General features: G+C 70.1%; 26 protein-coding genes, 2 pseudogenes and 1 riboswitch. Of the genes and pseudogenes, 14 read left to right on the forward strand and 14 right to left on the reverse strand.

Going from position 1 to position 25,235, the window contains the following annotated elements:
• Window positions 1-4: 4 nt before the first annotated feature.
• The 7 genes and pseudogenes from OIE49_RS35490 to OIE49_RS35520 all read right to left on the reverse strand — a co-directional run.
• Complete coding sequence (locus OIE49_RS35490) at window positions 5-994, reverse strand: FAD binding domain-containing protein (protein ID WP_326805888.1); 990 nt, start codon at window positions 992-994, stop codon at window positions 5-7.
• On the reverse strand, window positions 981-1,511 hold the full coding sequence (locus OIE49_RS35495) for a (2Fe-2S)-binding protein (RefSeq protein WP_326805889.1): 531 nt from the start codon (window positions 1,509-1,511) through the stop codon (window positions 981-983). The genes OIE49_RS35490 and OIE49_RS35495 overlap by 14 nt, the downstream gene beginning before the upstream one ends.
• A 268-nt stretch (window positions 1,512-1,779) precedes the next feature.
• Complete coding sequence (locus OIE49_RS35500) at window positions 1,780-2,232, reverse strand: DUF5707 domain-containing protein (protein ID WP_326805890.1); 453 nt, start codon at window positions 2,230-2,232, stop codon at window positions 1,780-1,782.
• A 196-nt stretch (window positions 2,233-2,428) separates the two neighbouring features.
• Window positions 2,429-3,223, reverse strand: a complete 795-nt coding sequence (locus OIE49_RS35505; RefSeq protein WP_326805891.1) for an amino acid ABC transporter ATP-binding protein — start codon at window positions 3,221-3,223, stop codon at window positions 2,429-2,431.
• The gene (locus OIE49_RS35510; protein WP_326805892.1) at window positions 3,220-4,065 is read right to left on the reverse strand and encodes an amino acid ABC transporter permease; all 846 of its coding nucleotides are present in this window, start codon (window positions 4,063-4,065) and stop codon (window positions 3,220-3,222) included. The genes OIE49_RS35505 and OIE49_RS35510 overlap by 4 nt, the downstream gene beginning before the upstream one ends.
• Window positions 4,062-4,910, reverse strand: a complete 849-nt coding sequence (locus tag OIE49_RS35515) for a transporter substrate-binding domain-containing protein (RefSeq protein WP_326805893.1) — start codon at window positions 4,908-4,910, stop codon at window positions 4,062-4,064. Before OIE49_RS35515 ends, OIE49_RS35510 begins: the two co-directional genes overlap by 4 nt.
• Window positions 4,911-5,081: 171 nt before the next feature.
• Window positions 5,082-5,342, reverse strand: a pseudogene (locus tag OIE49_RS35520) (VOC family protein); the annotation flags it as partial.
• A 97-nt stretch (window positions 5,343-5,439) separates the two neighbouring features.
• Between OIE49_RS35520 and OIE49_RS35525 the strand changes: the two are divergent.
• Entirely contained in the window at window positions 5,440-6,429 is a 990-nt protein-coding gene (locus OIE49_RS35525) for an NAD(P)-dependent alcohol dehydrogenase (RefSeq protein ID WP_326805894.1), read from the forward strand.
• Between the two features lie 38 nt (window positions 6,430-6,467).
• On the opposite strand, the gene OIE49_RS35530 is transcribed toward OIE49_RS35525, so the two are convergent.
• Window positions 6,468-7,124, reverse strand: coding sequence for an HAD family hydrolase (locus tag OIE49_RS35530; RefSeq protein WP_326805895.1), 657 nt, complete (start codon window positions 7,122-7,124; stop codon window positions 6,468-6,470).
• Window positions 7,125-7,353: 229 nt separating this feature from the next.
• Between OIE49_RS35530 and OIE49_RS35535 the strand changes: the two are divergent.
• The 5 genes and pseudogenes from OIE49_RS35535 to OIE49_RS35555 all read left to right on the forward strand — a co-directional run.
• Window positions 7,354-7,959, forward strand: a pseudogene (locus tag OIE49_RS35535) (SDR family oxidoreductase); the annotation flags it as partial.
• A 232-nt stretch (window positions 7,960-8,191) separates the two neighbouring features.
• Window positions 8,192-9,349, forward strand: coding sequence for an acyl-CoA dehydrogenase family protein (locus tag OIE49_RS35540; RefSeq protein ID WP_326805896.1), 1,158 nt, complete (start codon window positions 8,192-8,194; stop codon window positions 9,347-9,349).
• Entirely contained in the window at window positions 9,346-10,200 is an 855-nt protein-coding gene (locus OIE49_RS35545; protein WP_326805897.1) for a phosphate/phosphite/phosphonate ABC transporter substrate-binding protein, read from the forward strand. Before OIE49_RS35540 ends, OIE49_RS35545 begins: the two co-directional genes overlap by 4 nt.
• Window positions 10,197-11,402 carry a ferritin-like domain-containing protein gene (locus tag OIE49_RS35550; RefSeq protein WP_326805898.1) on the forward strand — a complete coding sequence of 402 codons (1,206 nt, stop codon included), beginning with the start codon at window positions 10,197-10,199 and terminating at the stop codon, window positions 11,400-11,402. Before OIE49_RS35545 ends, OIE49_RS35550 begins: the two co-directional genes overlap by 4 nt.
• Before the next feature lie 106 nt (window positions 11,403-11,508).
• Window positions 11,509-12,489: a zinc-dependent alcohol dehydrogenase family protein gene (locus OIE49_RS35555; RefSeq protein ID WP_326805899.1), complete on the forward strand. Its 981-nt coding sequence runs from the start codon at window positions 11,509-11,511 to the stop codon at window positions 12,487-12,489.
• 520 nt (window positions 12,490-13,009) lie between these two features.
• Here OIE49_RS35555 and OIE49_RS35560 read toward each other — a convergent pair.
• The 3 genes from OIE49_RS35560 to OIE49_RS35570 form a co-directional block, all read right to left on the reverse strand.
• Window positions 13,010-13,819 (reverse strand): transposase family protein, encoded by an 810-nt coding sequence (locus tag OIE49_RS35560; RefSeq protein ID WP_326806152.1) that lies wholly within the window; start codon window positions 13,817-13,819, stop codon window positions 13,010-13,012.
• Window positions 13,820-14,172: 353 nt separating this feature from the next.
• Window positions 14,173-14,892 carry a DUF1990 family protein gene (locus OIE49_RS35565; RefSeq protein ID WP_326805900.1) on the reverse strand — a complete coding sequence of 240 codons (720 nt, stop codon included), beginning with the start codon at window positions 14,890-14,892 and terminating at the stop codon, window positions 14,173-14,175.
• A gap of 5 nt (window positions 14,893-14,897) precedes the next feature.
• On the reverse strand, window positions 14,898-15,110 hold the full coding sequence (locus OIE49_RS35570; protein ID WP_326805901.1) for a hypothetical protein: 213 nt from the start codon (window positions 15,108-15,110) through the stop codon (window positions 14,898-14,900).
• A gap of 116 nt (window positions 15,111-15,226) precedes the next feature.
• Here OIE49_RS35570 and OIE49_RS35575 point away from each other — a divergent pair, with 116 nt between their 5' ends.
• A complete protein-coding gene (locus OIE49_RS35575) occupies window positions 15,227-16,063 on the forward strand; it encodes a DUF1990 domain-containing protein (protein ID WP_326805902.1) in 837 nt (278 codons plus the stop codon).
• A complete protein-coding gene (locus OIE49_RS35580) occupies window positions 16,060-16,926 on the forward strand; it encodes an SDR family oxidoreductase (RefSeq protein WP_326805903.1) in 867 nt (288 codons plus the stop codon). Before OIE49_RS35575 ends, OIE49_RS35580 begins: the two co-directional genes overlap by 4 nt.
• 39 nt (window positions 16,927-16,965) lie before the next feature.
• On the opposite strand, the gene OIE49_RS37260 is transcribed toward OIE49_RS35580, so the two are convergent.
• The gene (locus tag OIE49_RS37260; protein ID WP_403322326.1) at window positions 16,966-17,469 is read right to left on the reverse strand and encodes a hypothetical protein; all 504 of its coding nucleotides are present in this window, start codon (window positions 17,467-17,469) and stop codon (window positions 16,966-16,968) included.
• A gap of 74 nt (window positions 17,470-17,543) precedes the next feature.
• Window positions 17,544-18,530, reverse strand: coding sequence for a serine/threonine-protein kinase (locus OIE49_RS37265; protein WP_403322329.1), 987 nt, complete (start codon window positions 18,528-18,530; stop codon window positions 17,544-17,546).
• 352 nt (window positions 18,531-18,882) lie between these two features.
• Between OIE49_RS37265 and OIE49_RS35590 the strand changes: the two genes are divergently transcribed.
• The 5 genes from OIE49_RS35590 to OIE49_RS35610 all read left to right on the forward strand — a co-directional run bounded on the left by OIE49_RS35590 (window position 18,883) and on the right by OIE49_RS35610 (window position 23,899).
• Complete coding sequence (locus OIE49_RS35590) at window positions 18,883-19,065, forward strand: hypothetical protein (RefSeq protein WP_100570842.1); 183 nt, start codon at window positions 18,883-18,885, stop codon at window positions 19,063-19,065.
• A gap of 41 nt (window positions 19,066-19,106) precedes the next feature.
• Complete coding sequence (locus OIE49_RS35595) at window positions 19,107-19,367, forward strand: hypothetical protein (protein ID WP_326805904.1); 261 nt, start codon at window positions 19,107-19,109, stop codon at window positions 19,365-19,367.
• A gap of 68 nt (window positions 19,368-19,435) precedes the next feature.
• Window positions 19,436-19,609, forward strand: a riboswitch (M-box (ykoK) riboswitch).
• A 336-nt stretch (window positions 19,610-19,945) separates the two neighbouring features.
• The gene (locus tag OIE49_RS35600) at window positions 19,946-21,589 is read left to right on the forward strand and encodes an NRAMP family divalent metal transporter (protein ID WP_326805905.1); all 1,644 of its coding nucleotides are present in this window, start codon (window positions 19,946-19,948) and stop codon (window positions 21,587-21,589) included.
• 187 nt (window positions 21,590-21,776) lie between these two features.
• A complete protein-coding gene (locus tag OIE49_RS35605; protein WP_326805906.1) occupies window positions 21,777-22,148 on the forward strand; it encodes a hypothetical protein in 372 nt (123 codons plus the stop codon).
• Between the two features lie 266 nt (window positions 22,149-22,414).
• On the forward strand, window positions 22,415-23,899 hold the full coding sequence (locus OIE49_RS35610; RefSeq protein WP_326805907.1) for a peptidoglycan D,D-transpeptidase FtsI family protein: 1,485 nt from the start codon (window positions 22,415-22,417) through the stop codon (window positions 23,897-23,899).
• Between the two features lie 86 nt (window positions 23,900-23,985).
• Here OIE49_RS35610 and OIE49_RS35615 read toward each other — a convergent pair whose 3' ends face one another.
• Window positions 23,986-24,603, reverse strand: a complete 618-nt coding sequence (locus tag OIE49_RS35615) for a LysE family translocator (protein WP_326805908.1) — start codon at window positions 24,601-24,603, stop codon at window positions 23,986-23,988.
• 130 nt (window positions 24,604-24,733) lie between these two features.
• Between OIE49_RS35615 and OIE49_RS35620 the strand changes: the two genes are divergently transcribed.
• Window positions 24,734-25,186, forward strand: a complete 453-nt coding sequence (locus OIE49_RS35620) for an Lrp/AsnC family transcriptional regulator (RefSeq protein WP_326805909.1) — start codon at window positions 24,734-24,736, stop codon at window positions 25,184-25,186.
• Window positions 25,187-25,235: the final 49 nt, after the last annotated feature.

The raw sequence follows: 25,235 nt of genomic DNA on the forward strand, positions 1-25,235 counted from the left end.
GCGGTCACTCCTGCACTCCCGAGACGGTCTGCAACTGGCGCACCAGGGTGCGCCGGGCGAGCGGCACCTTGAACGCCGTGCCCGGGACGGTCCAGGCATCGCGCATCGTGGCCCCGGCCGCGTCCTGGAATGTGGCCGTCGTGGCCGGCGCGCCGGTCAGCGCGTGCTCGGCCTCGTAGGCCCGCCAGGGCTTCGACCCGACCCCGCCCAGCCCGATACGGGCCTGGCGGATCGTGCCGCCGTCCATGACGAGCATCACCGCGGCCGAGGTGAGGGCGAACTCGTACGACGCCCGCTCGCGGACCTTGAGGTAGCCCGACCGGGCGGTCGGCGGCGGCAGCGGGATCTCGACCTCGGTGATCAGTTCGGCGTGCTCCAGAACGTTCTCCCGCTCGGGGCTTTCGTCGGCCGTCAGGTAGAACTCCGTCAGCGGCACCGTGCGACGCGCGGAGACCCCCTGGATGTTCACGACCGCGTCGAGCGCCACCAGGGCGACGGCGAGGTCGGAGGCGTGCAGCGCGATGCACCGCTCGCTCACGCCGAGCACGGCGTGCATACGCGCCACGCCCTGCACCGCGGCGCAGCCGGAGCCCGGTGCGCGCTTGTTGCACTCGGCGACCGTCGGGTCGCGGAAGTAGCGGCAGCGGGTGCGCTGCAGCAGGTTGCCTCCGATGGTGGCCATGTTCCGCAGCTGCACCGAGGCGCCCTGCAGCAGGGACTCGCGCACCATGGGCAGCCGCTGGGCCACCGTGGCGTCGGCGGCCAGTTCCTCCATGCTGGCGAGCGCCCCCACGTGGAGGCGGTCGCCGCGGCGCTCGATGCCGTGCAGCGGAAGCCGGGTGATGTCGATCAGCCGCGGCGGCTCCAGGACCCCGTCCTTCATCAGGTCGAGTTGTGTCGTGCCGCCCGCCAGGCAGGACGCCGCCGGGTCGTCCGCCAGCAGCTGCACCGCCTCCTGGGTGTTGGTGGCCCGGACGTAGTCAAAGGCGCGCATCGGGGCCTCCTACGGACGCCGCCTCGCGTATCGCGGCCACGATGTTGGGATAGGCGCCGCAACGGCACAGGTTGCCGCTCATGAACTCCCGGATCTCCTCGTCGGAGCCGGCCCGGCCCTCGGCCAACAACGCCACCGCGGACATGATCTGCCCCGGCGTGCAGAAGCCGCACTGGAAGCCGTCGTGCTCCATGAACGCCTGCTGCACCGGATGCGGTCCGTCGGCGCCGGAGACGCCCTCGATGGTGGTGATCGCCCGGCCCTCGGCCTGGGCCGCCAGGGTCAGGCAGGCGAGCACTCTCCTGCCGTCCAGGTGGACCGTGCACGCGCCGCAGGCACCCTGGTCGCAGCCCTTCTTCGTGCCCACCAGGCCCAGCCGGTCCCGCAGGGCGTCCAGCAGGGTGACCCGGGTGTCCAGGCGCAGGGTGTGCGATCGGCCGTTCACGGTGAGTGTCACGACCCGCTCGGTGACCGCGGGACGGCCGTCCGCGTCCCGTTCGCTCGCCACGTCCCTCATCGCGTCCTCCTCCGGACGGGTCGGATACGACTCGTGCCCCAGGTGGGGGCGGATCCGGTGAGTGGGTTCGTCAGGCGCCACGAAAGGCGGGAATCGACCTTTTGATGCCAATACGTCCGCCTTTCTCCTCAATATACGCCGAACGGGTGTACCGGCACGGGGTGCCGGCCCGTCTCCACGCCTCCCTCTCCCAAGACGGAACCCCTGCTCGATGAGCAGGGGTTCCGTGTGGTGGAAACGTGAGCACTCGACCGCGTGCGCGTCCGGGTCACCGGACGGTGAAGTCGGCCGCCTTGGTGTCCAGTGTCGTGGTGCCGTCCTTCGCGGTGGCCAGGACGGCCACGTGCCAGGCACCGCGCGGGGACGACTTGGCGTCGGCGTCGGCGACCCGGACGGTGTAGGTGCAGCGCACGGTGTCCTGGCCGGCGGGCTTGCAGACGGCCGTCTCCGCGGCGGCCATGTCCTTGGCGGTCAGCCCCTTCTCGGCGAAGGACGAGTGCTGCGGCCAGGCCAGCACCTTCACGCTCTTGACACCGGAGGACGCCGTGACGTCGGTGACGAAGACCAGCGAGCCGTCGCGGTCCCCCTCGGGAGCGGAGTAGCGGGCGGTGCTGTGCCCCAGCGCCGGGGTCTGCTCCCCGGCTTGGGCGAGAGCGAACGCACCGGCGCCACCGAGGAGAGCGACACCGGCGACGACGGACAGAGCAACACGTCGGGACATGGGAATCTCCATACTTGTCTCAACCCTGGATCGGGCCTGCGCCACTCGGCTGCGGCGCTGCACCGATCCTCGCCGCGCGAGGACTCGCCGGACATGAGTGCGCATACTCAAGCCGAGTCGGGTAAACGCCTCAGTCCGGACGGGTGATCACCTGGGGCACCGCGCGACCGCTCATGTACCGCACCCGGATTCGGTGCTACCCGCTCGCGCCCGCCCGGTCCGCCTTGTCCTCCTCGACCTGCGCCTTCGCGGGATCCAGGAGCCGGGACAGGAAGTGCCGGGTGCGTTCATGAGCGGGGTTACCGATGACCCGGGCCGGTGTGCCGTCCTCGACGATCACCCCGCCGTCCATGAAGGCGACCCGGTCGGCGACCTCCCGCGCGAAGCTCATCTCATGGGTGACGACCATCATCGTCATGCCCTCGTCGGCGAGCATGCGCATCACGGCGAGGACGTCACCCACCAGCTCGGGATCGAGCGCGGAGGTCGGCTCGTCGAAGAGCATCACCTCGGGGCCCATGGCGAGCGCGCGGGCGATGGCGACACGCTGCTGCTGACCACCGGAGAGCGAGGCGGGATAGGCGTCCGCCTTCTCGGACAGGCCGACACGCCCCAGGTTCTCGGCGGCGATCTCCGTTGCCCGCGCCTTGCCCCGACCGAGGACCCGGCGCTGCGGCAGCGTGAGGTTCTCGGTCACCGTCAGGTGCGGGAAGAGGTTGAACTGCTGGAACACCATGCCGATACGACGGCGTACGGCGTCGATGTCCACATCGGGGTCGGTCACCTCGGTGCCGCCGACGAAGACCTGCCCCTCGGTGGGCTCCTCCAGGAGGTTCACACAGCGCAGCAGGGTCGACTTGCCGGAGCCGGAGGGCCCGATGACACAGACCACCTCACCCTGGCCGATCTCCAGATCGATGCCGCGCAGCACCTGGTTGTCACCGAAGGACTTGTGCAGGCCGCGGACGAGTATCTCGGGGACAGTGCTCACTTGACGGCTCCCTGGGCCTTGGCCTCCATACGGCGCACCACGAATCCGAGCGGGATCGTGACCAGCAGATAGCACAGGCCCGCGACCAGGATCGGCGTGGAGTTGGCGGTCTGGCTGGCCAGGTCCCGGCCGAACTTGGACAGTTCGCGCTCCTCCAGCGTGACGCCGAGGAACAGCACCAGCGAGGAGTCCTTGAAGAGCAGGACCAGTTCGTTGGTGAGCGGCGGGAGGATGATGCGGAACGCCTGCGGAACGATGATGGAGACCATGGCCCGGGCCGGCGAGAAGCCCAGCGAACGGGCCGCCTCCATCTGCCCCTTGGGCACGGCCTGGATGCCGGCGCGGATCGTCTCCGCCATGTACGCGGCCGAGACCAGTCCGAGCGCGAGAGCCACCTTGCCGTAAGTTCCCCCGATGATCTCCGTGCCGGGGAAGGCCAGTGGCACGGCCACACCGACGAAGATGAAGATCAGCAGGGCGGGCAGACCGCGGAAGATCTCGATGTAGACGCCGGCGACCCAGCGGTAGGGGCCCACGGACGACAGCCGCATCAGCGCGATGACCATGCCGAGGACCAGGCCGACGACGAAGCCGGTCACGGTGAACAGCACGGTGTTCTTCAGCGCCAGGGTGATGACGTCCGGGAACATCCGCCGCGCGATGTCCGCCTGGGCGAACTGGTTGCCCAGCCGGCCCCAGTCGGCCGTGACCGCGAAGGCGATCACGGCGGCGACGAAGACGGCGTACTGCACGCCGCGCGAGAGGGCGCGCCGCCGACTCCTGGTCAGACGCCTTCTACGGGGCCGGACCTCGGCGCCGGCGGTGCCGATGGCGTCGCTCATGAGGCGGACGGCGAGGCGGCGGACGGGGTGTACGGGCCGATCCACTGCTCGTACAGCTTCTGGTAGGTGCCGTCGGCCTTCGCGTTCTTGATCGCCTTGTTGACCGCGGCGACGAGTTCGGAGTTGCCCTTCTTCACCGTGAAGCCGTACTGCTCACCGGTGTCGAGGTTGCCGACCACCTTGAAGGCGTCGGCGTTGGCCTTGTCCTTGAGCCAGCCCTGGACCATCGGGTAGTCGATGACGACCGCCTGGACCTGTCCGGTGCGCAGGCCGTTGAGGACGGCGTCGGAGGACTCGAAGGAGACGGGGTCGAAGCCCTGCCCCCGCACATAGTCCTCCCCGGTGGTCTGAGCCTGGGCACCGAGCTTTTTGCCCTTGGCCTTCACATCGGCCAGGGACGTGACGCCGCTCTTCTTGTCGACCAGGACGGCCTGGGTGGCGTCGAAGTACGGGTCGGAGAAGTCGACGTTCTTCTTGCGCTCGGCGGTGATGGTCATGCCCGCGGCGGCCAGATCGCACTCGCCGGAGTTGAGGAACGCGCCGGTCTTGAAGTTCTCGAAAGGCGTGTCGAGGATCTGCTGCTTCACCCCGAGGTCCTTGGCGACCAGGTCGATCAGGGAGACGTCGAAGCCCTGGACCTTGCCGTCGATCTCCGACTGGAAGGGCGGGTACGGCAGATGCGTACAGGTCGTGAGCCGGCCTGCCTTGACGAGGTCGACCCCGCCGTCGGCCGACTTGCCCGCGCCGCCGCTGCCGCTCGACGTGCAGCCTGCCACGAGCACCGCTCCGGCTGTTGCGGTGATGGCGGCCAGGATACGGACCCGGCGTCCGAGGAGCGTGTTCACGGGGGGACCTCTCTATGGGGGACGTGCGCATGCAGACTATAAGAAGATCTTTGACCCCCTCAAACAAACCTGAGGCGCAGGTGATTCCGTGCCGGCACCATCCCCGGACCGCCGTCACCTTGAGCGCGAACCGCAGCAGTCGACTCGCGAAGGCGCCACGCCCGCGGCCAGTCAGTCGAGACAGAACTCGTCGCCCTCGATGTCCTGCGTCACGAGGCACGACTCGTTGAAGCCATGGGCGAGCAGCAGTTGCACGGGAACCGCGCCGAGCGCGATCAGCCGTGCGCACTCGGCCTCAAGCGCGGCCACGCGCTCCTCACCCACGAGTCCGGTGCCGACCCGCACGTCAAGATGCACCCGATGCAGGCGCACTTGATCGCTCCACGGATCAAGCCCTGGCGGACTTTCGGGAGAGCGCCCCGTTCCGCCCGGACATTGACGGCTGTGGTGCGTACGCCTACCTTGCCCTCACTCGCGCGGCGGACAAGTGCCCGTCGTGACGGGTCCCGAGGAGATGGGGGACAGGGCGATGAAGGCAGTGCTCCAGGAGCGGTTCGGGCCGCCGGACATCCTGCGGCTACGGGAAGTCGACCGGCCCCGGGCCGAGGCCGGTCAGGTCCTCGTACGTGTGCACGCCGCCGCGCTCAACCCCTACGACTGGCACATGCTGCGCGGCGACCCCTACGCGGCACGGCTGATGGGAGGCATGGGACTGAGCCGTCCGAAGTGCCGGGTGGCCGGCATCGACGCGGCCGGAGTGGTCGAGGCCGTAGGCTCCGGCGTGGAAGGGCTCCGGCCCGGCACTCCGGTAATGGGCTTCTGCGCGGGGGCGTTCGCCGAATACGCCTGCGCCACGGCGGAGTTGGTGGTGCCCAAGCCCGAGCGTCTGTCCTTCGAGCAGGCCGCGGCCGTGCCGATGGGGGCGGTGACCGCACTGCGCGGCATCCGGACGGTGGGCCGGGTCCGGGCCGGGCAGCGGGTGCTGGTCAACGGGGCGGGCGGCGGCGTGGGCACCTTCGCCGTACAGATCGCGGCCGGCCTGGACGCGGAGGTCACCGGGGTGTGCAGCGCACACAGCACCGAACTGGTGGAGTCACTGGGCGCCGCGCATGTCATCGACTACGCCCGCGAGGACTTCACCGACGGACGTGTTCGCTACGACGTGATCCTGGACAACGTGGGCAACCTTCCGCCGAACCGACTGCGCCGGGCGCTCACCCCGACCGGGATCCTGGTGGCCAACGGCGGCGGCTCACCCGGCCGGGTGTTCGGGGCGATCGGCTCCATGCTGAAGCTGGCCGCGGCCAACGCGGTCACCCGGCACAGCCTGCGTCCTATCATCCCGGCGACCCCGGGCGGTCCGGCCCATGAGGACCTGCTCGCCGTGACCGCGCTCATCGAGGCCGGTCAGGTCACTCCCGTGGTCGGCCGGACCTACTCCCTGGCCGACACCGCCGAGGCCATGCGCCATGTGGAGGAGGGCCACTCCCGCGGCAAGACCGTGATCACCGTGCGCTGACGTGTGCGGAAGCGCTGGTCCGGCGTGCAGCGGGCTGTTCAGGCCAGGGGACTGTCCGTGAGGCGGGCCAGCAGGTGTGCGGGGTCGTCGTAGACCGCGCCCGCCCCGGCCTGTTCCAGGTCGGCGCGCGGGATGCCGCCACACAGGACGGCGACGCAGGGCACCCCGGCCCGGCTGCCGGCCTGCATGTCCCACACGGTGTCGCCCACGAACACGGCCCGCTCGGCGGGGACCCCGGCCAGTTCGAGAGCGTGCGCGACCGGTTCGGGCGCGGGCTTGCCCTCCTCGACGTCGTCGGAACTGGCCGTGGCGGCGATGGCCTCGTCCGCGTCGATGGCACGGCGCAGCGCACTCAGCTCGGGGCCGCTCGCCGAAGTGGCGAGGACCACCGCCCACCCGTTCCGGTGCAGTCGCCGGAGCAGCCGCCCGGCGTCCTGAAAGGCCGGCAGCCTGTCGAAGTACTGGGCGTACAGGGCGGTGTGGGCGGCGCTGAGCCGGCTGTCCTGCTCCTTGTCGCGGTCCTCGCCGAGCAGGTGGGCGATCAGATCAGTGGAGCCGAGCCCGACCGTGCGATGGATGGCGTGCATGGGCACCCGGTGCCCTGCCTGCCGGAAGGCCTCCCACCAGGTGGTGACGTGGAGGTGGTTGGTGTCGACGAGCGTTCCGTCGACGTCGAAGACGGCGGCACGGTCCATCCGGGGTCCCTTGTGGTATGCGAGTCGAACGGATGAGAGGCACGGGCACCGGGTCAGGTGCCCGTCATGCCGGGCGGCGTCCGGCGCTCCCGGGTCGTGCCCAGCAACTGGTACCCGGTCACGTGGTCACCAGGCGCTCCGGAGGCGTTCCGCACTCCTCCGGGTCTGTCGTCGCCTCCACCTCCTCAAGGGGTTCCGCGGCGCCGCCGGGGGAGCGCATCACCCCGGGTCCCGCCTGCCCGCCGCCGCGGACGCACTGGACGAGCTGTGCGACGAACTCGGCCGGCTCGACGTGCTGGTCAACAACGCCGGCATCGGCACGACCACGCCCTTCGTCGACCTCGCCCTGGACGACGTGCGACGTGTGCTGGACGTGGACCTGGTCGGGCCGCTGCTGTGCGGGCAGAAGGCGGCGCTGCGCATGATCGGGCAGGGCCACGGCGGCCGGATCGTCAACGTGACCTCCGTGCACGAGCACCAGCCGCGTGCCGGCGCCGGACCGTACTGCGCGGCCAAGGCCGGCCTCGGCCTGCTGGCCCAGGTCATGGCCCTGGAACTCGCCGAGCACGGCATCACCGTCAACGCGGTCGCGCCCGGCGAGATCGCCACGCCCATGACCGGCCAGGAGGACACTGACGTGCACACCGGGCGGCGTCCCGGGGTGCCTCTCGGGCGGCCCGGTGACGCCCGCGAGGTCGCCGCCGTGATCGCCTTCCTCGCGGGTCCCGACTCCTCCTACGTCACGGGCGCGTCCTGGAGCGTCGACGGCGGCATGCTGCGCATGGGCCCCATGGCCGGCTCGCACCTGGAGAGCGACGACTGGAGGCGCCCCTGAGCGGGCGGCCGGCGGGGGGAATGCCACAGCGCCGCGGTCCAGCCGCCGTCGACCGTCCGGGTGTGGCCGGTGATGCAGGAGGACGCCCGGGAGGACAGGAGACGACTGCGCCGGACGCGCCTCATCTCTTCCCGTGGCGGCGGCGCGTGCTCCTCCCGTCTTGCCGGACGGAATGCTTGACTTCGGAACAACGCAGGGCATTTCGTGACTACTCGTATCAAGGTGCGTCAATATGCAGGCAAGGCGAGCAGCATCCCCGTACCCCTGGACCGACGAGTTCGAGGCCGTCGTCCGCGAGATCGTCGGACCGCTCGCCGACGACGTGGACCGGGCCGGCCGCTTCCCGAGCGAGGGGGTCCGGGCACTGGGCGAGGCCGGCCTGCCGGCCCTGCTCCTGTCGCGCGAGAGCGGCGGGGCGGGCGCTGGACTGCGCGAAGGCGCGCAGGTGATCGAACGGCTCGCGGGCGCCTGCGGGTCGACGGCCATGGTGCTGCTGATGCACTACTCGGCCCTGAGCGTCCTGGACCGCTACGCCCCTGACGACGTGCGGCGTGACATCGCCGCGGGCCGTCATCTGAGCACGCTCGCGTTCTCCGAGCGGGGCTCCCGCAGCCACTTCTGGGCCCCGGTGGGCACGGCCACGCCCGACGGGGCCGACACGGTGTGCCTGGACGCGCAGAAGTCGTGGGTCACCTCGGCCGGCCAGGCCGACAGCTACGTCTGGTCGAGCAAACCGGTCCAGGCGGACGGCGTCATGTCGTTGTGGCTCGTGCCCGGCGGCAGCGCCGGACTCGAAGTGCACGGCGAGTACGACGGGTTCGGACTGCGCGGAAACGCCTCCAGTCCCATGTCCGCGAAAGCGGTCCGCGTTCCCCGGGCCGCACTGCTGGGAGCCGACGGGGAAGGGCTGACCACGGCTCTGGACGCGGTGCTGCCGTGCTTCCTGGTACTCAGCGCGGCCTTCTCGCTCGGTGTGACCGAAGCCCTGCTCGGCCTCACCGCCACGCACCTTCGCGACACGCGGCTTGAGCACCTGGACCAGACGCTCGCGCAGCAGCCGCTGACGCGCCACCAGTTCGCACAACTGCGGCTGAGCGCCGACTCGTTGCGCGCGATGATGGGGGAGACGCTCACCGCGGTGGAGACCGGACGCCCGGAGGCGACGCTGCGGGTCCTGCAGATCAAGGCCCTCGCCGCCGAGACCGCCGCCGCGGTCGCGGACGGCGCGATGCGGCTGTGCGGCGGCTCCGCCTTCCGCCGTGAGGCGGGCCTCGAACGGCGCTTCCGGGACGCGCTCGCGGCCCGTGTGATGGCACCGACCACCGAAGCCCTGCACGACTTCTGCGGCCGCACGGAACTGGGCCTGCCGCTCTTCGAGGAGGCCCGATGAGAGAGCTGGTGCTCGGCGCGGTCGCGTACGACCCCAAGGTCGTGACGATCTGGTCCGGATTCCGGTCGTGGCTGCGCGCGCGGGACCTGCCCTTCGACTTCGTGCTCCACTCCCATTACGAGCGGCAGACCCGCGACCTGGTCGACGGGCGGATCGACGCCGCCTGGCACTCGCCGCTGGCCTGGCTGCGCACCCGTCGGCTGGCCGCCGCGGCCGGGGCGGTGGTGAGACCGCTCGTCATGCGGGACACGGACCGCGACCTGACCTCCGTGGTCGTGGTCCGGTGCGACAGCACACTCCGCTCGCCGGCCGACCTCAAGGGCAAGGCCGTTGCCGTCGGCGCGGTCGACTCGCCCCAGGCGACCCTGATCCCGCTGCGGCACCTGGCCGACCTCGGCCTGGTCGCGGGCACCGACTTCGAGGTACGCCGCCACGACACCGGAGTGGGCCTGCACGGCGACCACATCGGCGGCGAACGGGACGCGGCGCGCGCCCTGATGGCGGGAGCGGCGGACGCCGCCTGCATGATCGACGCCAACCACCTGCTGTTCGCGCGGGAGGGCACCCTCCCGCCCGGCAGCACGCGCCTGCTGACGCGCACCCCGCCCTACGACCACTGCCTGCTGGCGGCGGGACCGTCCCTGGACACGGAACTCGGGGAGCGGTTCACGGAGCTCCTGCTGGCCATGTCCTACGACGATCCCGAAGTCCGCCGGCTCCTGGACCTGGAGGGACTCACCCGGTGGGTGCCCGGGCGGGAGACCGGTTTCGGCCCGCTGACCGCGGCCGTCGACGCCACGGGCTTCTACGACGCGAGCGGCCGGATCACCGCGGACGGCTACCGGCCATGACCCCCGCCGCGGCCGTGGTCGACCTCGGGGCGCTTGGCTTCGAGCAGGGCGCCCACCTGCTGCTGGACCGCGCCGTGCGGCAGGCGCCGCACGGCAGCCGGATCGAGGTCCTCGGCACGGACCCGGCCCTGCTGCCGCACCTGGCCGTCTGGTGCCGCCATGAAGGGCACGAGCTTCGGACCGCCGAGCCGGGGGAGGCGCCGGTGGTGGCGCGCCTGCGGGCGGGGCCTGCCGCGGGTGCCCGTCTCAAGGCCGCGCAACGCGCCGGTGGCCCGTCCGCCGCGCAGATCGCCGAGCGGGCGCCCCTGCACTGGGGCCTCGCGGCACGCGGGGCGCTGGTGGAGGCGGGCGGCCCCGAGGTGCCCTTCACGGTGGTCGACCGGGACATCGCGTGGGCGGACCTCGCGCCGCGCCTGTACCAGCAGGCGGCCGCCTCGCAGTGGGACCCGCAGAGTGCGGTGGAGTGGGATGCCGACTTCACCCTGCCCGACGAGATCGAGGCCGCCGTCGTCCAGGTGATGACGTACCTCGTGGAGAACGAACAGGCCGCGCTCGTGATGCCTGCGCGACTGCTGGTCCAGGTCCATCCCCACTTCCGCGAGGTGCTCCAACTGCTGGCGGTCCAGGCCGCCGACGAGGCCCGGCACGTGGAGGTCTTCACCCGGCGGGCGCTGCTGCGGGGCGGCGCGATGGGCACCTCCTCGGTGGGCGGCAGGGCGTCGCTCGCGACCCTGCTGACCGAGCCGGACTTCTCCATCGCGTCCTTCCTGCTCTCCGTGCTCGGGGAGGGCAGCTTCCTCAGCCTCCTGGCGTTCCTGGAGCGGCACGCCCCCGACCCGGTCACCCGCCGCGTCAGCCGTCTGGTCCGCCAGGACGAGGCGCGGCACGTGGCGTTCGGGGTCGGGCACCTTGAGCACCGGGCCACGGTCGACCCGCTGCTGCACGACCGGCTGCGGGCCGCGGTGGAGCGGCGGCACGACGCGCTGACCGGGACGGCGGGACTCAACCGGGACGTCTTCGACTCCCTGGTGCTGCTGGCTGCGGGCTCCTTCGAGCCGCAGGACATCGCACGCGGCTGGCAGGCGGTGCGACGGCTGCGGACCGAGATGGACGAGGGACGCCGCCACCGCCTGTCCCGTCTGGGCTTCTCCGACGGCGAGGCGGCCGCCCTGTCCGCACTGCACACCCGCAACTTCATGTGACGCGCGCTCCATCGAGCCGAGCCGTACGCACCACCCCGGGCCGTTGTGAGGACCGTCTGTTCGTAGGATGAGGCGTCCTGACGGGTGCACGGTAGGGAGGCCGTTGATGCTGGCTGCCGTCGCCGACTCGCCCGGACCGCTCGCCGAGGTCCTGTCCCTGCGTGATGCGGACGGGCCTGCGACTCCTGGCACGGGTGAGGTCGTGGTGCGCATGCTCGCGTCGACCGTCAACCCCTCGGACGAGGTGACCGTCTCGGGCGCCTACGGCTCGCGGACGTCGTTCCCCATGGTTCCGGGGTTCGAGGGCGTCGGTGTGATCGACGCTGCCGGCCCGGGCGTGCCTGCTGCGGCGGTGGGCCGGCGTGTCCTGCCGCTGGGGTCCGCCGGGGCCTGGCAGCAGTACAAGCGACTCGACTACTCCTGGTGTGTTCCGGTGCCGGACGACCTTCCCGACGAGGTCGCCTGCTTCGCCTACATCAACCCCTTGACGGCCGTGATGATGGTCGAGCGGTTCTGCCGGCCGGGCGTGCGGAACGTGGTGGTCACAGCGGCGACATCGGCCATCGGCCGACACCTGGCGGAACTCCTGACCGATCGTGGAGTCGCACCGGTCGGGGTTGTGCGCGGAACGCCGGGCCGGACGGTGGCCGAGCCGTCCCGGTGGCGGGCCGTGATCCGGACGAACGAGCCCGGGTGGCGCGAAGAATTGCGGTCGGTGATCGGCCCTCAAGGCGTCGATGTGGCCTTCGACTGCGTCGGTGGCGGCATGGGCGAAGAGGTGTTCACGCTGACGGCGTGCGGCGGCGTGTTCGTCCACTACGGCCTGCTGTCGGGAACGCCGCTCTCGGCGGAGTGCCTCACCGGCCGCGGAGACGTACGAGTGGAGCTCTTCCGCCTGCGCGACACCGTTCACAATGACGGCGGACGGCACTTGTCCGGGCTGTTCGCACCGGTCTTCGAGAGCCTGCGCCGCGGACGTCTGCGCACGGCCGTCGGGAAACGCATCGGGCTCAGCGAACTCACCGGCCACCTCGAAAGCCCGGCAAGCGGCCCCGCGGGGAAGATCCTCATCGACCCGCAGAGGTGACCATCGCCGCGGACCCGGCCGGCGCCGTTTCCGGCGCTGTCGTGAGTACGAGCCGAGTCCGCATTCGTGATCAGGAGCGGATCATCCCTACTACATGCGCCAACTGCGTGTCCACGGCCCACAGCCATACCGGTCCGTCAGACGATTCGCACTCGATCACCGAGACGCCGGCTGGGAGCCACAACGCCTCTTGGGCGCCCTTCTGCCGGCGTACTCGGACAACACGCAGATCTGCCGGGACCTCACGGAGCCGAGTCCACGGCCGGCGAGGTTCCCATCGAAACTCTTCGGCGTCAGCCCGCACCCGGCCCGAACTCCAAAGGCTGCCCACGTTCGGCCGCTTGGCCCCGACAAGGAAGAGGGTTGCCTGCCCCATCCTGGCCCGTGCCAACGCCTGCCGCGATCGCCGACGGCGGATCACCTCGCCGAGCGGCACGCTGAGCATGAAGCAGATCCCCATGATCCACATAGACATGCGAGCAGTAAAACAGCTTGGTGACTGACGTTTTCTCAGCGGTGATCACTTCCAGATTCTGTTGAGGGTGAGGGCGGCGCGAGCGATGTCGCCAATCCGGCTGGGGCTGATGGTGATGTGTTGCAGGGTGCGCCAGCGCTGCTTGAGTTCGGCTGCGGCGCGTTCGCCGAGAGCTCGCATGCCTCTGATCAGGCTGTTGGTGGTTCGCGTGTCGGTGTGCAGAGCCCGTTCTGACTGGCCTTTCGGGCGGCGGACCGGGACGCGGATGCCGATGCCGGCGCCGATGTAGCCCTTGTCGGCCAGGGTGGGCAGCCCGTCGGCCGCCGCCTTGTAGAGGGCGGGCAGGGCGTGGATGCGGGCGGCGGTGACGTCGGGGGTGGAGCCGGGCTCGACGTCGGAGACCCACAGTGGGGTGCCGTCCGGAGCGGCCAGGAACTGCACGTTGCCGCCGAACGCCTTGTGCTTCTGGCTGAACCACAGGTCGTTGCCGTTGTCCCGGACGCCGGCGAGGCGGTCTGATGCGATCAGCGTGCCGTCGAGGATCACGTGGGTCATGCCCTCGCGTTGGCAGCGGTCCAGGACCTCGTGCAGGTCGGGGGCCTGGGCGGCGAGGACGTCGATGCCTTCGTGCAGGTAACGGTAGCCGGTGGCCTGGGAGATGCCGGCGTCGCGGGCCAGGCAGTGGACGCATCCGCGTTCGCGGAACCAGCGCAGCACCAGCACGGCTTGGCGGAACGGGCCGAGCGCGCGGCTGCCGCGCGGGGTGCCGATTCGGCGGCGGTGGGCAGCGAGCAGACGCGAGAGGTGGTCCACGACGTGGCGCGGGACATCGAGCGTGGCAACATAGGTGACCAACGTGAAGCCTCTGGTGGTTACGGACATGATCTTGTGGTGAGACCTGTCCTACCAGGGGCTTTACGTCTGTCCGCGGCCGGGCCCAACTCGTCCGGCCTGCTCACGCATCGAGTGGTTCATGCCGCTTCGCGTAGATCATTTCGCTGAGAAAACGTCACTGATCGCCAAAAGTCGATCCCGCGCGCTGGTTCACCAGGCGTCCTGGCGGTTGGGGCGCTCATCGGGAATGCCGACTGGAAGTGGTGCGGAATTCCTTTCGTGCCTATTTCTGCCCGAGACGTACTGGATGTTGGATTCTTTCCGTATCGCTTTACCGTAGGCGCGCGCGAGCCGCATGCCGGGGTTTCTCGGCCTCAGCCGGGCGCGACGCGGCGGATCGCCAGCACATCCAAGCGATGCGTCTTCGCGTCGGACGGCGCGCGCACCAGGTGATCGCCGACCGGAGGGCCGGGATTCGGCTGCTCACCGTTCAGCGCGGCCTCGACGAAGGCCTGGAGGCGTTCACCGCACCGGCGGTAGAACCGCAGTTGGGTGCGACGGCCGAACAGCCGCCACCCGAGAAGAGTGATCCGGTCCAGGGTGGGGGCGCCCTGCGAATGGCAGGAGATCGCGAACTGCACCTGTCCCGTGTTCTGCTGCTTGACCACCTCGTAGGTGACCTTGCCGCGCTCCAGGTGGCCCTCCAGGGTCTCGTAGGCCCATCCCCAGGCGCGTTCTGCGTTGTTCCGTCTCTCGTTCACCACCTCGGTGACGCGCACACCGCAGTAGAAGTGCAGGCCGTGGAACCGGGCCTCGAGGAGCATGTTCCTGCCGAGGAGGGGTGCGGCCGGGTCGTAGAGTGCCCGGACGATCTCCGGCGGGGAGAACTCGTAGTCGCGGACCAGGCGGCAGGCGTGCTCCCAGGGTCCTCCCGGCTCCGGAGCGCCAGGTCGCTCCATGGGCAGCGGGATGCTGTAGGTGTCGATGTTCCAGTACGGGCGGCGTACCTCGGCAGGTGAGTAGTTGACGGGGGACTTCGCGAGCCTTCTCCACACCTGTACGGCGTCGAGCCGCCCGAAGACCGCGTCACCCATTGCGATCACTCGGATTCTTGAAGTGATTCGCCGATCAGCCACAGCGTCGGTGGCCACAGGCCCACGAACACGGCCCGCCGCTCGGCGTTCCCGCGCTGATCCTGGTCGACCGTCTTCGCGCGCACCCACAACGTCAGGCAGAGACCGATCGCCCCGAGGGAGGCCAGCTGCAGGTGTGCACTGCGTACGCCCGCCCGATGCAGGAGCCGGACCACCATGTGGGCCTCCTGGGTTCGTCCACTTACGGCGTCACACTTTGTCACCGTCTGTATAACAAGGTATACATATATTTATACCTGTTTCCAAGGTTTTACCCGCCTGAAAGGGGGCGCGGATGTCGGGACCGGCCTGCCCTCGGTTTCTCGCCGTGCTGGCGCGGTGGCTCCTGGGCACGGTGCTGGTCACCTGGCGCTACCTGTGGGAGACGACGCCCCTCCATCGCGGTTGCGATGCGCCGGGTGATGACAGCGACCGCCCGCCCCGGCTGCCCTTGGAAGCGATCGACGACCGGGTGCAACGGGCGGAGGACGGCTGGGGCCTCCTGTGCCACCGCCTCTTCCAGGTGCGCATCGCTGCCGCCGACCTCGACGCCGGCCGGCTCATCGAAGGGGTGTGCCGCGACTTCAAGCGCTTCGTCCCCTCGGAGGTGGTCGACATCCGTACCGGTGAACTGCGCGCCCACGGCCTCGACGTCGCGGACGAGCTGCTGGTGGAGATGCCGGGGCCCTGGAACGGCCCCGTCAGGGTCGTCCGCCGCGACGCGGATTGCCTGCGTCTGGCGACCCTGCGCGGCCACATGGAGGCCGGGCAGGTGCAGTTCAGGGCGCGACAGGACGACGACCTGCTGGTGTTCGAGATCGAGCTGTGGGCCTGCGCCGCCAGCCGCTTGGTGCACCTGCTCTACGCGCACCTGCGTCTGGCGAAGGAGATTCAGCTCAACATGTGGGTCCGGTTCTGTCTGTCCGCCGTCACGGCCTCCGGCGGACGGCTGGTCGACGGAGTGCACATCCGCACCCGCTGGCTCGACCGTCCGGGCGCGGCACCGGGCCGCCCGAGGCAGCGGACCGGAACAACTCTTCTGGCACGGCCCGGACTGACCGCTCGCCACCTGGCCGGAGCGGTCCGTGCGGCGGGCATGAAGTGGGACCGGCGGCGGAGAAACAACCGGTGACGGACAGCCCCCTCAAAGACCGGACCGTCGTGGTGACCGGAGCCGCGCGCGGACTGGGCGCGGCACTCGCGCGGGAACTGGCCCGGCGCGGAGCGCGCCTGGCTCTCCTCGGCCACGAGGAGCCGGAACTGCGTGCACTGGCGGCATCCCTGCCCACCACGGCGCTGGCGGTCGACGTCGACGTCACCGACAACACCGCGCTGGACCATGCGGCAGGCGAGGTCCGCCGCCACCTGGGCCGGCCGTCGGTGGTCGTGGCGAACGCGGGCATCGCCGAAGGAGGCCCCTTCGCGACATCGGATGCCGCCTCCTGGCGTCGAATCATCGATGTGAACCTTACGGGCAGTGCCCACACGGCACGCACCTTCCTCCCCGACCTGGTCGCAACGTCCGGCTACTTTCTGCAGGTCGCCTCGCTGGCGTCACTCGGCGCCACCCCGATGATGAGCGCCTACTGCGCCTCCAAGGCAGGCGTGGAGGCCTTCGCCCACGCGCTGCAGGCGGAAGTGGCCCACGAGGGAGTCGCCGTGGGCATTGCCTATCCCGCCTGGACGGACACCGACATGATCCGCGAGTCCGAACAGTTCACGGCCATGCGTCAATTGCGCACCCACATGCCCCCGCCCGCGGCCACCATCCACCCGGCCGACGTGGTCGCTGCCCGACTCGTGCGCGCGGTGGAGCGCCGCCGCGGCGCCGTCTACGTGCCGTCGTGGCTGCGTGCCCTTCAGGCGGTGCGCTCAGCCCTGCCCCCCGTAGTGCTGCGAGTGTCCCGCCACGCACTGCTTCACCTGGACACGGGGCGGCCGTTGCGCGCCACGGGCCCACTGGGCACCGGTGGACGAGCCGACCACGATCGTTGACCCGGCGGGTGCACCGTGCCAACGGCCTCTCGCATCTGACTAGGAACGGGTACAGCGGCCAGTTGGCCGGTCGGCGGGAGGGCGGCACTGGAGGGGGAAGTCGGCCGCGCTCGTGCTCAGGTAGCGGCCGATGCACGCGTTGGCCGTGGTTCTGCCGCGCGCGGCGCAGAAGGCCAGTGCGGAGCGTCCGTCGGTGAAGGGGCCCGGGACGTGGATCACCCAGGAGCCCGGGCGTAATGACGCGTAGTCGTCGCTGCGGAACACCTCCGCCTCGGGCACCGACTGCCGAATCGTGGCGAGCCGTTTGTCACGGTCGGCGGTGCCCGCGCCGGCGGGATCGGAGTAGAGCTGGGCGATCCAGCGGCCGTCAGGCGGGGGAGGCTGTTCGGCCGGGGCGGCCGACTGCGTCGCTTCAGCGGTTGTCCGTCCCGTCGGATCCGTCGTCGCGCCCGAGGCCGCGTCTTTCGTCGGGGCCGCCGGAGTCTCCGCAGTCCGCTCGGGCGCGGAACTCACGGCGGTGGTCGCCGGCTGAATGGACGTCATGCCGGGCGGGGTGTCCACCGCACTGCTCGCCCCGTCCTTCTCCGGACCGCGAAGTGTGAGCACCAGCGCGGTCGTCACGGCCGTGGCGGCCGCCAGCACCGTCGCGGTGACCCCGATGACGGCCGGTTTCCGATTCCGCGGAAGGCCAGGCGCGAGGGCGGATCCGGGGGTGTCCACCTGAGTGGGCGGATACCGGGGGGAAGCGCCGGAGCCGGCGGCACCGACGCGGTGACCGTCGGCCGCTCCCAGTGCGGCGCCGATCCGGACTCCACCCGCGCGAGCATCGCGTCCAGCCGCTCGGCGTCCGGGCGAGCCGCCGGGTCGCGTACCAGCAGAGCCTGGAGCACGGGGGCAAGGGCGCCGGAGCGCACCGGCGGCGGCACGGGTTCTTCGAGCACCGCGGCGAGGGTGGCGAGTGTCGTGGCACGCCGCAGCGGGCTGACCCCCTCGACGCTCACATGCAGCAGCAGGCCGAGCGACCACAGGTCGGACGCGGGGTCGTCGTCGTGGCCGCGGATGCGTTCAGGAGCGATGTACTCGGGTGATCCGACGAGTTCGTCCGTCGCTGTCAGCGAGGTCGAGCTCCGCATCCCCGCGATGCCGAAGTCGGTGAGCACGGCCGTCCCGTCGGCGCGCAGCAGAACGTTGGCGGGTTTGACGTCCCGGTGATGGATGCCGACCGCATGGGCGGCCCGCAACGCGGACAGCACCTGACGTCCCAGGCCGGCCGCCTCCACAGGCGTCAGCGGGCCGCCCGAGAGCCGTTCCTGGAGGGAGGGCCCGGGCACCAGCTCCATCACGAGGCACGGGTGAGGATCCGTATCGACGAGGTGATGGATGGTCACGACGTTCGGGTGATTGAGCCGGGCCGGCGCCCGCGCTTCGCGCAGCACGCGCTCACGCGAGCCGTCCGACACCTCCGCGTCCGACCGCACGGCCTTGAGCGCGACCTCCCGCTGCAGCACCGTGTCCCTCGCCCGCCACACCGTGCCCACTACGCCGCTTCCGAGCCGTTCGATCAGCTGGCAGCGTCCGTCCACGAGCTCTTCGCCCGCACCCATGCGCAACAGATCAGGGACTGTGCAAGATCACGTAAGGCGGTTGAGACGGCTCGCTCATCGACCTGGTGAACATCGTGGTTCTCACCCGTAGCGTGCGTTGGAGACGGTTGTACCCTGGGTCGAGTGGGTTGTGCCCACGCACCATGTGACCGCTGCCGGCCCGAGGAGGTGACGGGATGAGTCCCTGCAGTAGTAGTCCCAGCAGTCCCAGCTCCCATTCCGTTGCACCCGGGGCGCCCGGCGGCCACCGCGCCGTCCTCTGACGGCCGCCTCGACTCGAAGTGCGAAGCGCCGGGCGGTGATCGTGTTCGCCGCCGGCGCGCCTCGGGTGCCGATCAGGCGGAGGTGCGTCATGACGATCACCATCACCCTGCCCCGTTTCCCTGTTCCCGAGGTGGCCGAGCGCGGTCTGCGGCAGTTGCTGCCGGTCGCCGAACCGGCGGTGCTCGCGCTGGCCGACGCCTGCGGCGTCGGGATGCCGGTGAGCCTGCTGTGGCTCGGCGTCAAGCTCGCCCGGTCGTCCACGCAGAGCTGATCGACGAGCTGATCGACAGCGCGGCCCGTGGGAGGCAGACGGTGAACGGTCCGCAGGAACAAGCACGCCTGGCGGTTCGCCGCGCGAGGCAACGGCTGACCGAGGACGCGGCCGCCCTGATGGCCGCGTCCGGGGAAGCCGCCGAGATCGGGATGGAGGCGCGTGCGGAAGAGCTCCGACGTGCCGTCCTCGTCGCCTGGAGCACCGGTGTGGCGCCCGAGGACATTGCCCAGGACGCCGGTGTGGAGCTCCGTGTGATCCGCGGCTGGGCCGTCCCAGGCCGTACACGTCCTGGCTCTTGATTGCGTCAAGACCTGGTCAACAAGTTGCGTAGACGTGCAAGTATGGCGCTACACTCGAGAAGGTTGAAGAGGCACCTCGTTCGGTGAGGCGTCTTCACGGACACAGGCCACTGACCCCACGACGTCGAGAGACGCCCAGGGTCAGGACAGGTCTCCCCGGCCCAAGGGGTGACCCCAAGTGGCTTCCCTCGCAGAGGGATTACGCCGTGGAGTGCCAAAGCCCTGACGAGTTGGGGTGTACCGGCCGCCGTCGTGCGGACGGGACCGGTTCGCTCCTTGCCGTGTCGTCGACGATGCCCTTCGTGCGGGTGTCCCCGGCCGGAAGGAGGCGAGAGACATGGATTGCAGTAGCAGTCCGGGCCACAGTCGGCCCCTGACCCGCTTGTCCTCGCATTCTTCCGGCACGCGGTAACCATCTCCCTGCACGGCCGCGCTGCGCCGCGTCTTCCCACCCTCCCCCCTCCGTCCTGACGGCCGTGGAGACGGTGTGCGCTGTCCTGCGCGCCCGGGCGCGTGGGGGGATGGCTGCCTCGTGCCTCCGAACGCCTCCCCCGGTGGGGGGATTTGGGAGGTACCGCATGGCCAACACCACCATCGACACCACCGCCGCGGCAGCCCGCTCCGCGGTTCTCGACGGCGCGCACGTCGGCGACATCCGCGGCGCGCTCGGCACCATCAAGCTCGACGACACCGCACCCCGCACGGGCCTGCCGGCCAAGCTCAAGACCCTTCTGGCGATCGTCGGCCCCGGCCTGATCGTGATGGTCGGCGACAACGACGCCGGTGCCTTCGCCACCTATGGCCAGGCGGGCCAGAACTACGGCACCCACCTGCTGTGGACCCTGCTGCTCCTGGTGCCTGTGCTGTACGTGAACCAGGAGATGGTGCTGCGGCTCGGCGCGGTCACCGGTGTCGGCCACGCGCGGCTGATCCTGGAGCGGTTCGGGAAGTTCTGGGGCGCCTTCAGTGTGATCGATCTGTTCCTGCTCAACGCGCTCACCCTGGTGACGGAGTTCATCGGCATCACCCTGGCGGCCGGCTACCTGGGGCTGCCCAGGACCGCCGCCGTGGTCCTCGCGGCCGGGATCATCATCGCGTCGGCGTTCACGGGATCGTTCCGGCGGTTCGAGCGGATGGCGATGGCACTGTGCGCGGCCTCGCTGCTCCTGGTCCCGATCTACTTCATGATCCACCCGCACACCTCTCAGATGGCGCGGGACTTCATGGTGCCGGGCCTTCCCGGGGGGAGCGGACAGCTGTCGACGGTGATGCTCCTGATCATCGGAATCGTGGGGACGACGGTGGCCCCGTGGCAGCTGTTCTTCCAGCAGTCATACGTGATCGACAAGCGGATCACCCCGCGGTTCATGCGCTACGAGAAGGCCGACCTGTGGATCGGCATCGTCGTGGTGGTGGTCGGGGCGGCGGCGATGATGGGCTTCACCGCCGCGGCGTTCGCCGGTACCCACGGGTTCGGCCAGTTCACCGACAGTGCGGGCATCGCCACCGGGCTCGAGCACAGGGCCGGCAAGCTGGCCGGGGTACTGTTCGCGATCGCGCTGCTGGACGCCTCGATCATCGGCGCGTTCGCGGTGTCCCTGTCGACCGCCTACGCGATCGGTGACGTGCTCGGGCTCAGGCACTCCCTGCACCGCGGCGTACGGGGCGCCAAGGGCTTCTACGCCGTCTACGCCGGGCTGGTGGCCGCCGCCGCGGTGATCGTGCTGATCCCCGGCTCCCCGCTGGGCCTGCTGACCGAGGGCGTACAGACCCTGGCCGGGGTGCTGCTGCCGTCGGCGTCGGTGTTCCTGCTGCTGCTGTGCAACGACAGGGCCGTCCTGGGCCCATGGGTCAACGGTCGCAGGACCAACGCGTTCACCGCCGCCGTGGTCGGTGTGCTGGTCGCCCTGTCGATCATCCTGACCGCCTCCGTGCTGTTCCCGGACATCTCCGCGCACGCGATCCTGCGGATCATGGCCGGATGCGGCATCGCCGGGGTGCTGGCCACCGGATACTCCTTCCTCCGGCGCCACCGCCGGACGGCGGGGGAGCCGATCGACCGCACGGGCCGGGACACATGGCGGATGCCCCGCCTGGAAACGCTGACCCGGCCGGTGACGTCCACCGCGTATCGGATCGGTATGGGCGCCCTGCGCACCTATCTGCTGATCGCCATGGTCCTGGTCGTCATCAAGATCGTCCAGGTGGCACTCGGGAACTGATCACCGCAGCGCGCCTGCCGAAAGGCGGCCCGCCCTGAAGGAGGTGCCCCGTGCACCCCCTGACCACTTCGCAGTTCCTGACCATGCTCGCAACCGGCGCGCCCTGCGGGGCGCTGATCGGCGTCGAGCGGCAGCAGGGCGCCCGGATTCTTCGAGGGCGGAGCCTTTTGACCGGCACAATGTCCCGGTGGCCCTCTTCACCTGCGCGAACTGTCGTCAGCCACTCACCGGAGATCTCAAGGAGGCACGGCCCCAGCGCGACACCGAAAAGCGGTCCGGTCACCGGATCGCTCCTCCGCGGATGGCCCGAGGCACCTATGCGATCAGCCATGACGCCAGTCTCTTCATCCTGCATCCCGACGACGTGCCGGGAACGGTTCCGCACCCCGATCACGGGCGTCGCAACGGCTGCTGCGGACTCGACGGTCAGGACGGGCCCAATCTCGTCTGTGCGGCCTGCGGCTCCGAGGTCGCCACCAAACGATCGGACTGCTGGACGCAGCATCTGGTGGCGCTGACCGCCGCCAAGGTCGTCGGCGAAGCCGAATTTCCATCCTGAACGTGTCGGCTCCGGAACATGTGCGCGCTGCGGAAGGACGCAGCCCGGGCACTGAGCCCACCCCTTGGTGGGCGGGACACGGCGTGTTGTGTGAGTCTGCCCTGTCAGTGATCCGCCGCAGCGACAAGGGAGCCCGAACCCGTGTGCGAACTGTGCGGCTATGGTGCTCGCATGGCTCTACCTACCCTCATAATCGTCAGGAAATGCCTGCGACCTGCCCAGTTGGCCACGGCTACCATGCCTGGGCTCGTAGCTGGAGGCCTGCGATGAACCGGCCTGTGCGGGCGATTGCTGTCTTCTGCGGCGTGCTGATGCTGGCTCTGCTGGTTCGGGCGAACTGGCTGCAATACGTGAATGCCGAGGAGTTGGCGTCGGATACGCACAATCGCCGTGTGCTGATCGAACGGTTCGCCGCTCCACGGGGTGACATCATCGTCGGTGGCGAGGCGGTGACCGGGGCCGAGGCGGTCGCGGGCAGGGAACTCAAGTTCAAGCGCACCTACGTCAACGGTCCGATGTACGCACCGGTGACCGGCTTCGCGTCGCAGGCGCAGGGCATGTCGCTGCTGGAGAAGACCTATGACGGCATCCTGTCGGGGCAGGACGACCGGCTGGCGTTCCAGCACTTCCTGGACGTGGCGACGGGCAAGGAACGTGGCACAGGGTCCGTGGTGACGACGATCGACCCGCGGGCGCAGAAGGCGGCGTACAAGGGGCTGACCGGTCTGAAGGGTGCGCGGGGGGCCGTGGTCGCTCTGGATCCGAAGACCGGGAAGGTGCTGGCCCTGGCGTCGGCGCCGTCCTACGATCCGTCGGTGTTCGCGGGCAACACCTTCAAGGAGTCCGACAGGTTCCTGGCCCTGGACAAGGACAAGGGCAAGCCGCTGGCGAACCGGCCGCTGCGGGAGACCTATCCGCCCGGCTCCACGTTCAAGATCCTCACGGCCGCCGCGGCCCTGGAGCACGGCGTGGTCTCGGACATCGACGCTCCGAGCGGGGCGGTGTCCCCCTACCCGTTGCCCCAGTCGACGAACCGGATCGGCAGCGAGGCCGGCGACGCGACCTGCGGCAACGCTTCCATGAAGACCGCGATGCAGTACTCCTGCAACAACGTCTTCCTCGACGCCGCCGCCAAGCTGGGGGAGGACCGGATGCGCGAGACGGCGGAGAAGTTCGGTTTCAACGAGGACGTCTACTCACCGGACTTCGGAGACCTGCGCGCCACGAAGAGCATCTATCCGCAGGACCTGGACAAGCCAGGAACCGCGCTGACCGGCATGGGCCAAGGCAGCCTCACCAGCACTCCCATGCAGATGGCCATGGTCACCGCGGCACTGGCCAACGACGGCAAGCTCATGCAGCCCTACATCGTCGACGAGATCCGGGGACCGGACCTCAGCGCTCTGGAGAAGACCGCGCCGACCGTCATGAGCCAGGCCGTCTCCGCCGACACCGCGCACAAGGTGCAGCAGATGATGGAGCACACTGCCAAGGAAGGCAGCGCCCAGCGCGCGCTGATCGACGGCATCGTGGTCGGCGGCAAGACCGGCACAGCGCAGCGAGGCGTGAACGTCGCCGACGAAGTGCCTTACGGCTGGTTCGTCTCCTACGGCAAGAAGCCCGACGGTGCCTCGGTCGCCGTCGCCGTCTTCATCGACCCCACCGGCATGGACATCTCCCGCCAGGACATCTCCGGCGGCCGACTCGGCGCTCCCATCGCGCGCAGCGTCATGATGGCCGTACTGCGGTAGCAGAGGGCTCGCACCGGGCGGCGCCAAGGTTCCAGGACGGACCTCGGCGCCGCCACGGCCGGCCACGGGAAGCCGCGCCGTCGGCACTACGCCAGCAGCCGCTCTACCAGGAGCAGGACACCGATCACGATCATCGCGGCTCCCGAGAAGCGGGTCACTGCTGAGGCGACGGCTGGACGTGTTCGCAGCACCCGTCGCGCGGCGGTGCCCACGCCTGTGTAGACCACGGCGCAGTTGGCGGTGTGCACCAGACCCAGCACAGCGATCTGAGCCATGAGCGGCCAACTCGTGCCACGGGCGACGAACTGTGGCAGGAGGGCCAGGAACAGCAGCAGAGCCTTCGGGTTGAGTCCGCTGATGCCCGCGCCTCTGGCGGCCCGTCCCAGCCAGGAGCCGGCGCTCTCCTCCTCGGCCGCGTGGGGCGTCGAGGGGGATGTCACGGTGGTGATTCCAAGGCAGACGAGGTACACCGCGCCGACGGCTGTCAGCACGGTCAGCACCAGTGGTGAGCGGGCCACCAGCGCAGCCACACCGGCCGCGACCACAAGGGTCAGTACCACGTAGCCGGCCAGCAGTCCGCCGACGGCGGGCACGATCGTCCGATGCCGCAGTCCAGCCGTGATCGCGTAGGCCCAGTCCGCACCCGGGACGAGCACCAGCAGCAACGACACCGTCCAGAAGGCCGTGACACCGGCGATCGCCATGTTCTCACCTCGCTCCCTACGCCGGGCCGCATGAGGTCCCGGCTTCCTGAAGGGAAGGCTAGACGGGCTTGGGCGGAAGGTGCTTCCAATCTCTTTCCGGTCCCCGCGGAAGTGTGGAAGGGTCTTCCTCATGGACGACGTGGACCGGAGAATCCTTGCCGAGCTGCAGCAGGACGGGCGTTTGACCCTCACCGAACTAGCCGAGCGGGTCCGCCTGAGCATGTCCCCCTGCCACCGCCGTCTCCGTGCCCTGGAACGCTCCGGCGCGATCGCCGGCTACCACGCCCGGCTCGACGCCGCCGCTCTCGGCCTGACCTTCGAGTCGCTGGTTTTCGTCACCATGCGTTATGAGGACCGCGAGACCGTCGCGGCCTTCGAGGAGGCCGTCGCCGGCATTCCCCACGTCATCCAGGCCCAGCGGCTGTTCGGCGACCCCGACTACCTCCTGCGTGTCGTCGCCCGTGACCTGGAGGCGTACCGGCAGCTCTACGACGAGCGTCTCGCCACCCTGCCCGGTGTCCAGCGCCTCAGCTCCACCCTCGTCATGGCGGACGTCGTCTCAGCCCGTCCCCTGCCCCTGTGACACCCGAGTGCTGCGACCACGCGAGCAGACTTGTGGTGGAAGCGGTGCC

Source organism: Streptomyces sp. NBC_01788 (assembly GCF_035917575.1).
Taxonomy (GTDB): Bacteria; Actinomycetota; Actinomycetes; order Streptomycetales; family Streptomycetaceae; genus Streptomyces.